9 protein-coding genes and 6 pseudogenes are annotated in these 15,598 nt (G+C 57.4%); 6 read left to right on the top strand and 9 right to left on the bottom strand.

Going from position 1 to position 15,598, the window contains the following annotated elements; all coding sequences use genetic code 11:
- The 4 genes from E4K64_RS37965 to E4K64_RS41715 all read left to right on the top strand — a co-directional run.
- A partial coding sequence (locus tag E4K64_RS37965) for an integrase core domain-containing protein (RefSeq protein WP_135161597.1) occupies positions 1–235 on the top strand: 235 nt, incomplete at its 5' end.
- A gap of 30 nt (positions 236–265) precedes the next feature.
- Positions 266–1,303 carry an alpha,alpha-trehalose-phosphate synthase (UDP-forming) gene (locus tag E4K64_RS37960; RefSeq protein ID WP_283812355.1) on the top strand — a complete coding sequence of 346 codons (1,038 nt, stop codon included), beginning with the start codon at positions 266–268 and terminating at the stop codon, positions 1,301–1,303.
- A 392-nt stretch (positions 1,304–1,695) separates the two neighbouring features.
- Positions 1,696–3,240 carry a XopAG/AvrGf1 family type III secretion system effector gene (gene xopAG / locus E4K64_RS37955; protein ID WP_209311903.1) on the top strand — a complete coding sequence of 515 codons (1,545 nt, stop codon included), beginning with the start codon at positions 1,696–1,698 and terminating at the stop codon, positions 3,238–3,240.
- 121 nt (positions 3,241–3,361) lie between these two features.
- Positions 3,362–3,487, top strand: a complete 126-nt coding sequence (locus tag E4K64_RS41715) for a hypothetical protein (RefSeq protein WP_283810199.1) — start codon at positions 3,362–3,364, stop codon at positions 3,485–3,487.
- On the opposite strand, the pseudogene E4K64_RS37950 reads toward E4K64_RS41715, so the two are convergent.
- The 9 genes and pseudogenes from E4K64_RS37950 to E4K64_RS37895 all read right to left on the bottom strand — a co-directional run.
- Positions 3,451–4,636 (bottom strand): annotated as a pseudogene (locus E4K64_RS37950) (IS256 family transposase). The gene E4K64_RS41715 and the pseudogene E4K64_RS37950 overlap by 37 nt on opposite strands.
- A 566-nt stretch (positions 4,637–5,202) precedes the next feature.
- Positions 5,203–6,738: a XopAG/AvrGf1 family type III secretion system effector gene (gene xopAG / locus E4K64_RS37935; RefSeq protein WP_205680574.1), complete on the bottom strand. Its 1,536-nt coding sequence runs from the start codon at positions 6,736–6,738 to the stop codon at positions 5,203–5,205.
- A 448-nt stretch (positions 6,739–7,186) separates the two neighbouring features.
- The gene (xopH, locus tag E4K64_RS37930) at positions 7,187–8,548 is read right to left on the bottom strand and encodes a type III secretion system effector XopH (RefSeq protein WP_209312014.1); all 1,362 of its coding nucleotides are present in this window, start codon (positions 8,546–8,548) and stop codon (positions 7,187–7,189) included.
- A gap of 465 nt (positions 8,549–9,013) precedes the next feature.
- Positions 9,014–9,154, bottom strand: a complete 141-nt coding sequence (locus E4K64_RS40815) for a transposase (RefSeq protein WP_164719144.1) — start codon at positions 9,152–9,154, stop codon at positions 9,014–9,016.
- Between the two features lie 481 nt (positions 9,155–9,635).
- Positions 9,636–10,838, bottom strand: a pseudogene (locus tag E4K64_RS37920) (IS701 family transposase).
- Positions 10,839–10,987: 149 nt separating this feature from the next.
- A protein-coding gene (locus tag E4K64_RS37910) for an IS3 family transposase (protein ID WP_126262077.1) occupies positions 10,988–12,117 on the bottom strand; the annotation gives its coding sequence in 2 pieces (ribosomal slippage) (positions 10,988–11,865 and positions 11,865–12,117; 1,131 coding nt in all).
- Between the two features lie 168 nt (positions 12,118–12,285).
- Positions 12,286–12,387 (bottom strand): annotated as a pseudogene (locus E4K64_RS41470) (IS66-like element accessory protein TnpA); the annotation flags it as partial.
- A gap of 528 nt (positions 12,388–12,915) precedes the next feature.
- Positions 12,916–14,261: pseudogene (locus E4K64_RS37900) on the bottom strand (IS701 family transposase).
- 83 nt (positions 14,262–14,344) lie between these two features.
- A pseudogene (locus tag E4K64_RS37895) lies at positions 14,345–15,082 on the bottom strand (IS5 family transposase); the annotation flags it as partial.
- A gap of 54 nt (positions 15,083–15,136) precedes the next feature.
- Here E4K64_RS37895 and E4K64_RS41465 point away from each other — a divergent pair.
- Both E4K64_RS41465 and E4K64_RS37885 read left to right on the top strand, forming a co-directional pair.
- A pseudogene (locus E4K64_RS41465) lies at positions 15,137–15,304 on the top strand (IS30 family transposase); the annotation flags it as partial.
- Positions 15,305–15,390: 86 nt separating this feature from the next.
- Positions 15,391–15,598: transposase (locus tag E4K64_RS37885; RefSeq protein WP_135163638.1), on the top strand; the 208-nt coding region annotated here is incomplete at its 3' end.

Below are 15,598 nucleotides of genomic sequence, written 5' to 3'. Positions count from 1 at the left end.
CATCAGTATGGACGGCCGGGGCGCCTGGCGGGACAACGTGTTCGTTGAGCGGCTGTGGCGCAGCGTCAAATACGAGGAGGTGTATCTGCGGGCCTACGACAGCGTCAGCGACGCTCGCGCCTCGATTGGCCGCTATCTGGACTTCTACAATTGCCGCCGTCCACATTCGAGCCTTGACGGCAGCACACCGGATCAAGCCTACTTCACCCCGCTGCCGCTCCGCACGGCAGCCTAACCCCGGCAGAGGCTCCACTTATCGACGCGGATATTCTGTTCAGACAACCGGGGCCAGCTCAATACGCCATGGCCCGCCCCTGACATGATCAAGCTGGTGTCCAATCATCGCGAACTGATGAAGTCGATGCTGGAGTATGATCTGTTGGGCTTTCAGACGAACCGGGACGTGAATAACTTCCTCGCCTGTCTGCGTTCCCATCTTGGGCTGGAGAGCAAGGATGGCGTTGTTATCTCGAAGCGCGGCCAGACGCGATGTCAAAAGTTCCCAATCGGTATCGATCCGAAGCAGTTTGCAGAATACCTGGCCGAAGACTTGTCTCCCGCAGAGCAGGAGAAAGTTTCGTCCTTGCTGAAAAGCGTCGAGGGCACTACGCTTGCGATAGGGGTCGATCGGCTCGACTACACCAAGGGCATCGACAAAAAGGTCGAGGGTTTCAATCAGCTTTTGGTGAAGGCTGAGCCGCGCAGCATCTCGCTGTTGCAAATCGCGCCCCCATCACGTGCCGACGTTGAACAGTATCAGAGGTATAGAAACGAGGTGGAGAGCTGGGTCAACCAGGTCAATGCCGAGCACGGCACGGACGAGTGGAGCCCGATCCACTACAAGAACGAATCGTTCAGTCAGTCGGCACTTGCGCGTCTTTACCGCGCTGCGCGTGTTGGCGTCGTGACGCCATTGCGGGACGGCATGAATTTCGTCGCGAAAGAATATGTTGCTGCACAGGATCCGAAGGACCCGGGCGTTCTGGTGCTCTCAAAGTTCGCGGGTGCGGCTGAAGACTTCAACGACAAGGGGGCGCTGCTGGTGGATCCGAACCGTCCTGAAGAAATCACGGAGGCAATTTGGCAGGCGGTCAACATGCCGCGACAGGAGCGTATCAGGCGCTGGCGGTCGATGATGGAGAAACTTGAAGCATATACGATCCACCACTGGTCGGCGGACTACCTTCGAGAGCTGGACAAAAGCCAACTTCGCGCCGCCGCAGTGATCGCCTACGATAAGGTCGATCGCGCCCACACGGAGCTGAGGGGGCGCCCAGGCGAGGGGGAGCCTTTGAGGCTTTAGCCGACCGGTGAGACATACACAGGATAGCCTTTGAGCGCCGCCGCCGACGGCTCCGACCATCGGCCGAAGAGCCGGTCGCCAGCGACCGATTGGTCGAAAAGAAGTGCCTACGGGTGAGATTTTCGACATTGCCGGTCACGAAGATCTGAGGCTGCTCGTGATTGATACACCGGTCCGTGTGACAGCCTCTTCATCTCCTCTGGGCACCTCGCCTCCGCCGACGAAGCCGTGAGTGCCCTGCTGGTTGCGCAGGTGGGAAAGTGCTTGAAGTAAGACCTCATGTCGGACGCGAACTGATCCCGGTATCTGATCTCACTTCAAAACTCGAGGTCTAATAGCTACCAAGCGACAATTCAGTGCGAGCCGGTTCACCTACTGGAGGGCGATAGGAAGTGCGTATCACAAACAGTCAATTCGGAACAGTGTTTCGGGCGGCGCAGCGCACCGAGATCGCACCACAGGGCTTGCTGGTTCGGCCGCACACCACGAAGTCGAATACGACTCCACCGATCGAGTGCCTTGCCACTCGACAGACCCCTGCTGGTCTTCGGGGGCCGAATCAACGCTCGAAATCCAGTGGCGGAGAGGAAGCGCGCGGAAACGGCAATTTGCCGGGCTTGGCCTCTCGCGTATGCTTTGGCGCGCTCGGAGCGGCCTATCTTTATGACAAGATGGCTAACGACTTTTTCCTCTCCACTACCTCTTTGCACGACGGAAAGGGGGGCTTCAGCAGCGACACCAGACTTACCAAGGCCGGAAAACAAGCGGAAGAATACTTTCAAATTTATTGCAGCCTTTCCGATGAAGAGAAGAATGGCGTTGCCAACCAGGTCAGAGCCCCTAGACTCGTTGGCTCTAACAAATTTGCATCCATGATAGATTACCGTGCTGCCACCAAGGTTCACCTCAAGAACCTGGTAAATACGGAGCAGGCACACATGTCCATTATGAAAAATATCAAATGCCTCAAAGGGGGCGGGATGACAATTGAGGGTGTCTCAAGACATGCTCCGACGATCGTGCCTGACAGCCTGGATTTGACGAGTTCACCAGAATACCTGAGCAAGAACAAGTACTCCCTGTCAGGTGTTAGAAATGAACAAACCGGCTCGACCGGTTATGCATCGAGGACGATAACGAAGCCGTTCATTGAGAGGGGGCTGGATCATTTCATTGCAGAAGTTGAAAGCGACAGATCTCTTTCACCCAAGCAAGCGGTCGAGGCACTGGAAGCCCACCTCAATAGCGACAGCCGCCTTGGTGAAAACGCTCAGCTGGTCGCGGGCCAAGCCTTTTTGATTTTCAGCCGGGTCTATGAGAGCAAGTGGGGAACCGCACACAAGGTTCTGATGCCTTATCTTCATGAAAACGGATGGCTGTCTCTGGCGGAAAATGAGAAAATGGGCAAGACGAGGCCATTTGCTCGGGAAGATATGGAAAAGGGCTTGCTTAGGAGAAACACCAGCGTGATCGGCCCGTTTTTTCATGATGCGTACGTCCGTGTGCATAGCGCACTTTCTGCAATGGAGCTGGTATCACCAAAAAACTTTTGGCATAGGGAAGTCGGAGAAATGAGATACCTTCCGATTGCTCATTTTAGACTGAATGATAGCGAAGATGGATTTGAAGACTGCTCGGGTCTAAGCGACTCGTTCACATCGTTCAACATTGCCGTTTGCATCAATCACGCGAGAATGATGAATGGCGACGAGCGTTTGTCAAAGGATGATGTGGTGGCACTTGTTGGTTGTCTGAATGCGGTTTTCGATAATGCGAGCGGGGTGAGGCATACTCTACAGGAAACAGCGAGAGGATGCTTTGCCGGGGCTGGATACGCGACGGAAGATGCTGACGACTTCTACAGAACTGTGTGCAAGAATGCGTCCGACGAGTTTTATGGTGGCAAAGCCAGATACGCTGAGGGCGCCGCCTCGTAGGCGACGCTCGAAGAATGGAAGCATTCGGCGAGCCACGTCTTGGTGAAATGGACTCCGACAATCGGACCGGTTCGCCAATTGGATTTGGGCGATTCCATCGCAACCGACGTGGAAGATCGATGTGGCGCTGAAGTGGAAGATCGCGCTGGAGGCGCTGCGGGAGCATGTGTCGGTGGCCGATCTGGCCTCCAGCATCTTTCGCGCTGTTGATCAGGCGACGGCTCCGGTTTCAGAGAGTTGGGGCTGATAGAGCGGTCGCATGTTCATGTAGGATTTGGTCGACTGCGCCGTTCCGGCAATGTGCTGCAGCCGGGCCGCCGCCAAGTTGAGACAGGATTGGCCGTCGGGGAAGGCGCCGACGACACGGGTTCGTCGCCGGATCTCCTTAATGATGCGCTCGAGCGGATTGTTCGTTCGAATCTTCCGCCAATGGATGTCCGGAAAGGCATAGTAGGCGAGCGTCGTGAACCACCTGCTCGATGAGATCAGCAGCTTTGGCCATACGGCTGGCCCGCAGATCCGCGATGACGGTCCTGGCTTTATCGTCGGCCGCGGCGCGGCTCTCCTGGGCATGAATGGCCTTGAGCATGTGGCTGACCTCGCGGACCCGGGTCGACGGCACGTGGCTGAAGACATTGCGATGAAAATGCACCATGCAGGGTTGATAGCGGGCCTCCGGCAGATAATCCGCAACGCTTTCGACAAGACCTCGGCACGCATCGGAAACAACCAACTGCACGCCCCTGAGACCGCGATCGACGAGATGCCGCAGAAACGATGACCAGCCGGATTTGTCCTCCTTGGCGCCCTCACAGATGCCGAGGATCTCCCGGAACCCCTCGGCATTGACCGCCGAGGCCACTAGCAGCGAGACGTTGCGAACCTCACCAGCCCAGCTGCGCTTCATCACGATGCCGTCGAAGTAGAGATGCGGATGCTCGCCTTCGATCCTGCGATTCCGCCACGCCTCGATCTTGGTATAGATCCTCTTGTTCATGTTCGACACTGTGCTCGGGCTGACCCGGGTGCCCCACAGCGCCTCCGTGATGTCTTCGACCCGCCGAACCGAAATCCCGGCCAGATACATCTCGATCAGCGCCTCCTCGACCGAGCTCTCCCGCCTCCGGTAGCGCTCGATAATCGCCGTCTCGAAGGTTTGCCGCCGTAGCTTCGGAGCCTTCAGATTGACGTCGCCCGCCTTGGTCTGCAGCGTTCGCTCGTAGCTGCCTGCCCGCGTGTCCTGCCGGGCCGGGCTGCGCTCATACCGCCCAGCCCCGCACAGCTGGTCCGCTTCGGCCTCCAGCATGGCGTTCAGGGTCTCTTCCACCGTCCCGCGGACCATCTCGCCCAGGTGATCTCGAATCCGGGCCTCATCAATTTGGATCACCTGACCCATGGCATTCCCATCGTTCATTCAAAGCTCCTTCATTCAAGAAGAAGCCGTCAATCCTGAAAGTGCGAAAGACTCTGTACGTTATCGGCAGCTTCGCTAAATCGGTTTCCTTGCCCTCGAACGAATGTCCACGATTGCTGTTGCCAAGCAGCGACGCATCAAAGTTCGTAGGGCCGGCCGCACAGCTCTCGGTCTCCTTTGCTTTCGTACCAAGCCCAATCGTGACCGGATCGAACGCACGAATGCCCACACAAAACGACGTCGGCCGTTTGGCTTGCGGCACCAACATGTCTGTCAGTTGCGGGCTACGGGGGCATCCGGAAAAGACAAGACCGTCTATTGCAAAGATGCCAATCGCGCCGGCGCTTATTCGGAGCAGTCGTTTGACTTCATTGGTTATAGCTTTCGGCCGAGGCTAGCGAAGAATTGGATCGCATCCGGAGGGACGCGTAGCGAATAAGTACACGAGGCTTGGCGCTCGGCCCTGCCGAATGGCGAAATGGCGCCGAGCAGCTCGTCGGCTCGCCTGGTCACGCGGACGGGTCGTCCTCCATCGCAGTTTGTTTACGTCAACCATGCCGCGCCAGCTTTTCCCCGACGTAGAACTCTTCTGCAGCCATCCTGCACACGTTTCCATAAAATCGATCTGCATCCGCCACTGTATAGCCCGCGCCTGCAAAGCACCCTCGCGCGATCTCAGAAAGTGTATGCCGGATTCCGCTGGCGTCGTCATATACCGCGTTGAAGCACCCGATGAGCACCACTACATCGTCTTTGGATAACCGTTCTTCACCGCTCATCAGTCTCGCGTGATTGATGCACGCCACAGCATTGGCGCATGTGAACGAGTCCCCGAGCCCCGAGCAGTCTTCGAACCCGTTACCCTGCTCGTTCAACTTGAAATGAGCTATGGCGAGGTTCTCCATGTTTTTTGAGGCCGCCATGGGCTTAAGGTCATCGAGTGCTGCAGGATCATTCCTCAGCCGAAACCTATGGAAGCAGGCTTCCAGTTTGTGCAATAGTGGTCCCATGACCCCCGTATTTCGCTTGAAGATGCTTTTCGACAGGTCTTCGAACATCAAGCTCTCATCGATCTTGTAGGTCTCGTCCGGCGACAGAAAACCGTGCCGCGCCAGCGTCTTCATGACGATCTTCTCGGCATCTCCCCAGTGCTCGTCTGCGGCATAGACCTGCCTCAAGTTCAAGATCGCTTGGCCGGCGGCAAACTGCGCATCTTCGCTAAGCTTGTCATCCCTCTCCAGCAAGCCCTCGAGTGACTCCACGCATTGCTGCGGTGTCAAGCCTTTCGTCTCGCAGACGTCTTTGAAGTGTTTGTAGCCGTTGAGCACGAACGGTCGGGTGATCGACCGCGAGGTATACCCGCGAGCTCCGGTCTCATCATTGGCGACGCCCGTCAGCGCATATTTGTTCTTCTGCTTGTACAGGCTGCTCTTCGTCAAATCGGGATTACTCGGAATGACAGGCGGAGCATATTTGGCAACGTTGTCGGCTTTCACGAGTTGGCCCTTGTAGCACGTAAGGCTCTTCATCAGCGACGAGCGCGCCTTCTCCGTGTTTATGAGGTGCATGACGTGCACTTTCGTAGCTGCCCGATAGTCGGTGATGGTCACGAACTGGTTGTTGCCACAGGTCCGCACGGGATTAATCCACCGATTGTTCCGCTTCTGGTCTTTTGGACTGCTGCGGTGGTAGTGGCGGAAGCGGACTTTTGCTATTTCATAGGCCTTATTGAGCCTGTCGTTGCTCGTGAATCCACGTTTGCCGTCGTGCAAAGACGTGGTCGAGAGAAAAAAATCATTGGTAGCCTTATCGTAAAGATATGCCGCACCAGCCATCCCCAATGCATACTTCATCGCGCGAGAGGCCTGGCTCGGCAAGTCGCGATCCCCACCTGTTTCCTCTCCGCCCGGCGAGTTCGTGTTTTGATTTGACTTACGGAGAGCAGACGTGGCTTGATGATGCGCTCGAAAATTGGCCAGCGCAGTCATATTCGCCTTGTCTGTGACCATAGCGCCCTGCGGCGAGGTCTCGGCGCGTGGGGCGTTCTGCATCATCGTCCTGACCACATTATTATCAATGCGCATTATCTTCTACTTTCCATGATCGTAATGCGATTACGGCGAGCTTGAATCACCAGTCGCAGGTGACCTGCGACGAGCGTGCTCGACTAGCAGCAAAAAGCAGCATCCATTTGGCGTCTCGATTGAAGGCACATAAACAAGTTGTCGGTTTTGCGTGCGGCCCGGGGATGTCCCGGGTCCTGTTGAATTTCTGAAGAGTAAACCACGCTTCCTTGGTGCCAAATCACGCGATGGGCGGCCTTGCCGCGCTTACCAATGCACCTCATGTTCCTCTCCTACATAGCGACAAACTGAATGAGCTCATCGTGTTGTCGCGCAGCGATCGCCATCCATGCAGGCTCACGCGAGAAAGTTGCGCAAGCTGTTATTCCAAACGACCTCCCGCTCGCTCGCTGAAACACCCAGTCGATAAACATTTCTTACGCAATGTAATTGAAAGAATATGTTACCGTTATCGCCCGTCATCGATCCCTTCGGGGCCATGGAGGTCAAGCCATTCGGACCATAAAAAGGGCTGTCCATTGGAATTTGCTTTGGAATATTCGTAAAAAAGCGAAATGAACTCCAGCCGATCATTGCGGAAGTCTGAACGCTCTTCGTGGGCGATGTTCTTGTGGAAATCCAAGGCTCGCCCAGGGTTAAACGCGAGCTGCCTATTTATTATGTCCTCAAACGACACCCGTGAGGCATTACGCAGCATGTCGTGCATTGCGATGAAGATGCCCGTGCGGCCCTGACCTGCACTACAGTGCACATGCAGCTTCTCGTGAGCCGCCATGCCCCGCTCCATTTCAATAAACGCATTAACATCCTCTGCGCGCGGAACGAGATGGTCGGACACCATCAAGCGTACATAGTTTGCGCCCGCCGCTCTTACGACTTCTTCTTCGCTAAAGATTTGCGGTCTACTCAAGGTCACTGAGCGCGGATTATCATCAATCTCATTCGCAACGTCTTGGCGATGAAGTAGCTGCACTGTCACTTGCCCTTTTAGCGTATCTATCCTATCGTATTCATCCGCTAGAACTTCTTCGCGCGATTTGCCAACATTCGCCCAGTTATTGGGCACCCCCCAAGTCACCGGAAAATTTCCAACGATCGCATGGGACTCTTCCCGGAGGTCAAGTACAATTACTGGGCTCTTCGGCGATGGGTTCAACCTACTAACTTGTTCGATGGAAGCAATACTGGCGCTGCCGGACACATGCAGGTCCTTCCAGCCTGTTGCATTACAGCCTTCCGGAAGATCAAACTCATCCGATGATCTAAATTTATCTACTGATCCAGGGCTTCTGTCATATTGCAGAAGTGGTGTTGCCAAAGGACGCGTCGGCATTAGTAACGGGCCCTTGAATTTCCAAATGCGTTGGGAAAGGCGTTTGGCCATTGACGACGTACGCTTAATTGATTTTGGTGAGCCATCTATCTCTGCAGCGACGGAACTTTTGCCAGGGTTCGGCGTAGCGGGGGCGTGGACGTTCGAAATCTCGTTGCTGTCGCTGGACCCCTCTTGAGCGAGCTGATGATTTTTCTGCGATGCCATCAGAAGATCGATCGGGCTGAGCCGCTCAAATGTCTCACCGAGTAACTCCGGCTGCGAAGGAGGGACACCGTCGGTTTGCTGCTCCGTCCGAGAGGCGGAAGCGGTTGACTCTTGAGGCTCAGAGCGCGTCTGCTCCACGACGGGACAGGAGGATGGGCCGACTATTTGAACGCCAACAGCTGGTCCAACGGGAGAATCGTCCGGGCTATCACCTTGGCTGGCGCTGTATAACCCGATGGGCGCCTTGCCAAACCCGTCAATGCCTCTCATCATCGACCTCCTATAAAGCGCCGAATTGGCTGAGATCATCGTGATTGTCGCGCAGCGATTAGTCTCGGCGATCCAAACTTCGGTCTCGGACGCCAATCATCGAACTCCGGTGTTTGGGCGGAGGAGAGGCTTAACGGCAATCTCCCAAAGTCACCGGATGAATGAGCACCTGCACACGTCTCTACTTGAGGCGGTGCAAGGCGCAAAATACTCGATCGGTATGAAGACATCGGCGGCCGTGATGGATGGTGCGTCTCGGGGCCGAGGTGCCCCTGGTTCCAGTGGGCCAATAGAGCAGTCGGCCACCTGTTGCGGTTGGTGCTTGCAGAGGGCTGGCTCCCTCGCAGCAGCTCGTGTGGTTGCGTTGAGGGAATCGTTCCGCAAGAGCTTGCCGCGGAGATGATAGCCTGCCGGGTCGAGCGGTGGAACGCTCGCATCCATCATTCGTAGACAGCTGGTACAGCTTCATCCGGTCGCAACGGCGATTGCAGAACGCAAAAACTGCCGGAGCAAACGGATCGAACGCCATCGCTGCTGGACCAGAATCGCGAGGCTGTTGATGCCAGCCCGGAAGTCGATCTGCTCACGGTGCAGATAGACTTGCATGTCACCGCCCGGTCTGAACATGGCTCAGCTTCACGCTGTTCGGCAGGGACGCGCTCACTTTGGCTGGAGAGCAAAAAGCCGCTGTCCTTTTGAATTCCGGCCCACGCACTTCATCGCAAGTCACCGGCAGATCCACCGTCACCACACTGCTCTGCCGCGACATGGTCCGATCCGCAGACCTTTCAAGCTGAACCGGAATGAACGCCGGTGATGAAGACGGCGGGAGAGACCGGGGCACCGTCTGCGTCTTGATCCACTTCCGAATAAGGGTCCCATTGACCCCATGTTCGAGCGCAAGCCTCGATACCGAAACGCCAGGCTTACCTAACATTACAGTTGTTTTTTGCTTTGAGGTGAGCGTGTTGCGCGGTCGCCTGGTGAGCTCGGCGCCAGCAAGACCAAGCCATGATGTGTGCGGGCTGAATACGCTTTCGAGCAAGTCTGATGGCAAGGCGGCGAATTTCCTGGATTGACCAACGGATCAGCGGCGGCGTGGTTGTACTTTGGCTTTTGCCAGAGGACGGTGTTTCGTTTTTTTGGGCGGCGGCGGATTGGCGGCGATGCCGGATTGCGGCCATCATGGCGAAGGCGAGCATCACCAGGGACACATGACGGTGCCAGCCATGCCAGGATCTGCTCTCGTTGTGATCGAGCCCGAATTCGTTTTTCGCGGTCTCAAAGCTGTCCTCGATCGCCCATCGATGGCCTTCGACCGCGACCAGCGTTTCGATGGATGTTCCCGCTGGACACCAGGTGGTGAAGAAGGCGAGGTCATTATCGGCGATCCGACGGCGGATCAGTAGACCGCGCGTCCACAAGCCATCATTAGCACTGTTGAACTGCTCGGCCTCGAGATCGGCCAATTCGAGATAACACCAATCGTGTAGTCGCGGTCCTTTGGTTCCGGCTCCCGCCGACAGACGCTTCCAGTCAGATGAGCGCCGCGTCCGGGCTATGTGTGCAGCCGTACCGGCGACCGGCGGTCGCTTGCCCCAGGATCGAAACACATGAGCACTGCTGACCCCGAGCACGTAGCCTTTGCCTGCCCGACGTAGTTGCTGTTCGATGTCGCCAACACCGTAGACCGTATCACCGGCAACCCACTTAAATGGTACAGACGCGGCTATCGCGCGGGCGATCATTCTCGCGGCAAGCTTTGGTTTGGTGGCAAAGCCGGCATCAGGGGGCACGTATACGGCTTCCAGGCGATCCGGATCATCGGTCCATTCCTTCGGAAGATACAGCGCGCGATCGATGAACCCATGACCGTGGCGCGAAACGTAGGAAGCGAAGACTCCGATCTGGCAGTTCGTGATCTTGCCCGCCGAACCAGTGTATTGCCGCGCCACCCCGCATGACGCCCTGCCCTGTTGAGAAAGCCGGTCTCGTCGATCACCAGCACCGCATCGTCATCCGCCAAATGCTCGATGACATAGTCACGCACGATGTCGCGCAGGGCATCGGCGTCCCAATCCCCGCGACCCAAGATCGCCTGCTGGCGCCATGGGCCGGGATCGCCAGCCGCTTCCGCGCGCATCCAACCGGTCTTGCGTTGTTCATCTCCAAGCAAGCCTTCCAGGAACAGGCCGGCATTCGTCGCAACACGCTCTTGCGTGAACAACGGACGAATCCGCTTCTTGATCTCCCGAAGCGACGCCGCCCGCAACGCAAGCGTCTCCTCTATCGAAGAGCTGGCCCCGGTTGTTTGGACAGTGCCCCGCGGAAATTAAGTGGATTCCTGCCAGGTTACACTGAATGCGGGGCTTTGCGATTTTGTCGTTGCGTCGGGAGGGCGTAGCCCGACCAGAGCAACGACAAAATCGTCGGCGACGGTCATGCGGCCATCACCATCGCTTGCGTGCCGAAGTAGGCCTCGTCGGGGGTGCGTTCGTCAAGGCTCGAGTGCGGGCGTCCCTGATTGTAGAACGCCAGATATCTGGAGATCGATGCTCGCGCCTCGGACACGCTGTCGTAGGCGCGCAGGTAGACTTCCTCGTATTTGACCGTGCGCCAGAGCCGCTCGACGAACACGTTGTCGCGCCAGGCGCCCTTGCCGTCCATGCTGATGGCAATCTTTGCGTCCAGCAGCACACTGGTGAAGTCGAGGCTGGTGAACTGGCTGCCCTGATCCGTGTTGAACATCTCGGGCCTGCCGTGCTTCGCCAGCGCCTCCTGGAGCGCTTCGACGCAGAACACCGTCTCCATCGTGATCGATACGCGATGGGCCAGGACCCGCCGGCTGAACACATCGACGACCGCGGCGAGGTAGACGAAGCCACGCCGCATCGGAATGTAGCTGATGTCCATGGCCCAGACCTGGTTCGGCCGCTCGATCTTCAATCCGCGCAACAAATACGGGTAGATCTTGTGGCCCAGCCCGGGCTTGCTCGTATTCGGCCGACGATAGATCGCCTCGATCCCCATGCGCTTCATCAGCGTCGCGACGTGGCGGCGGCCAATCTGCGCGCCCTCACGCCGCAACAGCGATCGCAGCATGCGTGCCCCCGCGAAAGGATAATCGAGGTGCAGCTCATCGAGCCGACGCATCAAGGCAAGGTCCTCGGCCGAAACCGGCCGAGGTTCATAGTAGACCGTGCTGCGGGCGAGGTTCAGGACCTTCGCCTGGCGCACAACAGGCAGATCATGGTCGCGGTCGATCATCGCTTTGCGCTCAGCAGCCCCGCCTTGGTGAGCGCGCCGGACAAAAAATCGTTCTCCAACGCAAGCTCGCCTATCTTGGCATGAAGCGCCTTCAAATCGACCGGCGCCTCGGCCAATCCCTTGTCCTGCCCAAACACGCCGGCGGCGCCTTCCAGAAGCTGGGTCTTCCAGGTCGTGATCTGGTTCGGATGAACATCAAACTGTTGCGCCAGCTCGGCCAGCGTCTTCTCTCCCTTCACGGCTGCCAAAGCCACCTTCGCCTTGAATGCCGGAGAATGCGTCCGGCGACTCCTCTTCGTCATCTTCGCTCCTGATTCGCGGCAAGAAGCCTCGCCGCTGTCAGGCAGAAAATCCACTCAAGCTACTGTCCGAATTTGCGGAGCCAGCTCTCGACGCTGCCCGCGTCCACGATCTCCGAATCATGGTTGCCCATAGATTCAGATGCCTTCCGAAAAAACAACTGTAATGCTAAGGTAGGCCGCGACACGACGCTCTTTCGATGCCGGATCGTATCGCCGGCGCCCGTTCCGACCGACAAGCCTGACCCGCAGTTTCTGATCATCGTCTTCCATCAAAAGGTGTCCACCTATTTGGTGGACACCTCATGCATCAGGGCACTCAACCGCAAAAGTTGCGGGGAAGTTGGCGCTCGCCATCGTTCTGAAACTACAAGGCGATTGGAGTATATGAATCTCATCTAAGGCGTGGCTTGTGGAAACAAGCAAGAGCTCGTGACGATGCGCATTCCGAGCCCCCGATGGCCGAAGAGAATCAGTCGCCAATCGAGCCGCTATCGAGTAAGACCATGCCGTCCAAGCGGACGGAAATCAGAGAGGAGGAAGGCGCTCCCTTGTGCCACCATCCGTCGAGCTGCGTGCATCGCCACCGCGTTGATGTCACCGCGCCTCGCTCGTGACGCTGCGCGCGGACGGGTTACCAGACATATAAGTGCGGCCAACATCGCAAATGCGATCGGCAACCCTGCGAAGTTCGCGAGGAAACCGACGAACCCCGGTCCACGAGAAGTCCCGCATAGCCAACGTGGTGATCGCGGCAACCGCTAGCACTACTTTGGCAGATTGTGTTTTCGCCGCTGTTTTTCACGGATTTTCCGGCAATAAGGGCACTGCTGAGACGGCGGCCAAAGGATGAGATCGACGATGACGTGACGTACGGCTGGCATGGTTGGCTGAGGCGGCGGACCGTTGATTCTTTTTTTTCCGCCCCGCGTATGCGAGGCGACGATGTTGCAGGAAGCGTAGGCAATCATTGTCATCAAGGCGTGGCGATGAAGACCTTGCCAAGATCGCCCTTCGAAGTGATCAAGTCCAAGCTCCTCCTTCAGCTGTTGATGCGCCTGCTCACAAATCCACCGTGCCTTGATAGTGGCGGCCAGCGTGCGCAGATCCGTCGCCGCCGGAAGATTGGCGAGATAGTATTTCTTCTCCCCGGAGGCACGTTGCTCGCCAATGAGCCAGGCTTCGTCGCCTGGGAGATGCTGCTGACCTTTATCCCATATTCGTTGCGGAGGGCCGTCGGCGGTGCGGACACGGAGAGCAGCAAAACGAGCTTTAAGCCGACCTTTCGTCCCGCTACGCCAACTCACGGTTTTCCATTTGGCGCTGGCCAGCATTTGTTCTGCCGCAATCGATAAGATATCGGGCACGTGGTGCTTTCGTGGTTTGCCACGGACTTTGGTGATCGGCCAAATGAGCTTCACATCGACCGGATACACTTTCTGGTGCCGAGGGATACCGACTGCCCAGGTCAGCCCGCGCTCTGTTAACCCTTGTCGAAACGGTGCACTGAGGCCGTATCCTGCATCTGCCAGCACACATCCAAAGCGCATGTTAGCTGCCATCGCGCGGTCAATCTCGGCCAATGCGATCTCCGGCTTGGACCGTGGCGTTCGGTGTTCGATTGGCACGCGAGCACTCTTCAAACGAGACATGTCGCTTGTCCAGCTGTCAGGCAGAAAGAGACGTAACGCGACCATCACGGGCACTTCGCCGCGCGCAAGCGTTAAAGACACCAGCGTTTGGCAATTTGCGGTCTTACCGAGAGCCGACGCGTATTGAGCCGCAACACCGACCGATCGCTCACCCTTCTTCGGCAGTGAGGTGTCATCAATAACCAGCATCGCATCCCTGCCGCCGACAAGTCGGTCCGCCTGGTTGAGCAGCTCCGTCTCCAGCGGCGTCTCATCCCAGACACCGTCCGCAATGAAATGGTGCAACTGATCGTAGTTGCTCGTGGCTAGGCGTTCCGCCATTGGCTGAACGCTCTTGCGATCGCCCGGACCGATTCATCCCGCAACATAAAGAGGACACATCCGCTGCCGGGTCTTATGACCCAGCCGGTCCAAGAACGGCATCAGCCAACGTTCGAGTTCGTCTTCCCATCCCGGCATGGTCAGCCCTCCAAGAGCCGACCACCCATGAATCATTGAAAAATTGATTCGGGAATCCTATAAAACGCGACAAAATCAACAATCTGCCAAAGTAGTGCTAGGCTCAGGACCCATTGATTGAGATAGAAGGCGACTGAGGCTGCGATGCAGATCGCCGAGAAGAAGGTGTGAGCGCATCGGTCGTAGCGGGTGGCGATGCGTCGCCAATCCTTGAGTTTGGCGAATAGATTTTCGATCTTGTGCCGGGAGCGATAGAGGCCTTTGTCGTAGGCGAGCGGTCTGGTCGGCGGGATGCAGGCTTCCATGCCTTTGGCCTTCAGGGCCGCACGGAACCAGTTGGAGTCGTAGCCGCGGTCTGCGATCAACGCCGAGGCGGGCGGCAGGACTCCGAGCATCAGGCGAGCGCCCTTGTGGTCGCTCATCTGGCCTTCCGAGAGCAGCATGACGAGCGGCTTGCCAATGTCGTTGCAGACGACGTGGAGCTTGGAATGCAACCCGCCTTTCGTGCGGCCGATGCAGCGGGAAAGAACCCCTTTTTTAGGAGGCTCGCAGCCGTTCGGTGCGCCTTCAGATGCGTGGAATCGATCATGATGCGCTCTGGCTTCGGTCCTTCCGCCGCCAGGGTGGCAAAGATCCGATTGAACACGCCGAGCCGGCTCCAGCGGATGAAGCGATTGTAGAGCGTCTTGTGCGGACCGTAGCCCTTCGGCGCGTCCTTCCACTGCAGACCTGCGAATGACATAGACGATGCCACTGACAACGCGGCGGTCGTCGACCCTCGGCACGCCATGCGCCAACGGAAAACACGGCGGTATGCGCGCCATCTGGCGCGCGCTGAGCAGAAACAAATCACCCATCAAAGTCTCCGAATCAGGAGACCTTGAATCACGCATCAATCAAAATTAATAGGTCCTGAGCCTAAGCTTGCGCCCAACGCAGCCTTGCGCACTTATGTGGAGGAGAGACTTGCCGGCAGTGTTGTAGCCCCGAGCGGAGCTTGTATTGCTGACCTCACCGTTCGGTGGAACGGCCGCCGGCAGGGCCGGCGAAAGGATCGACGATGGGCCAAGGCATGGAGTGAGCTGGTCCCGCAAATCTGAACAGCGCGATAAGTGGAGTTTCTGCCTGACGGCGGGCAAGATTGACCCGCGAATCAGGAGAGACGATGAGCAGACGAGCACGGCGGAACCACACTCCGGCTTTCAAGGCGAAGGTGGCACTTGCCGCCGTCAAGGGTGACCGCACGCTGGCGCAACTGGCGGAGCAGTTCGACGTTCACCCCAATCAGATCACATCGTGGAAGGCCCAGCTCGAAGGCAGCGCTGCCGATGTTTTCGGTCCGGGCGGCGGGAGTCGGATCGCCGAACCCACCG

Origin of the sequence: Bradyrhizobium frederickii, from assembly GCF_004570865.1 — a bacterium.
Taxonomy (GTDB): domain Bacteria; phylum Pseudomonadota; class Alphaproteobacteria; order Rhizobiales; family Xanthobacteraceae; genus Bradyrhizobium; species Bradyrhizobium frederickii.
Note: the sequence above shows the minus strand (reverse complement) of the source record. Positions and strands in the feature narration are given on the sequence as shown.

Excerpts from the sequence above, each read along its gene's own strand:
- E4K64_RS40815 (WP_164719144.1), bottom strand. The coding sequence starts at position 9,154 with ATGCAAGTCTATCTGCACCGTGAGCAGATCGACTTCCGGGCTGGCATC.
- xopAG (WP_205680574.1), bottom strand. The coding sequence starts at position 6,738 with ATGCGCATTGATAATAATGTGGTCAGGACGATGATGCAGAACGCCCCA.
- xopH (WP_209312014.1), bottom strand. The coding sequence starts at position 8,548 with ATGAGAGGCATTGACGGGTTTGGCAAGGCGCCCATCGGGTTATACAGC.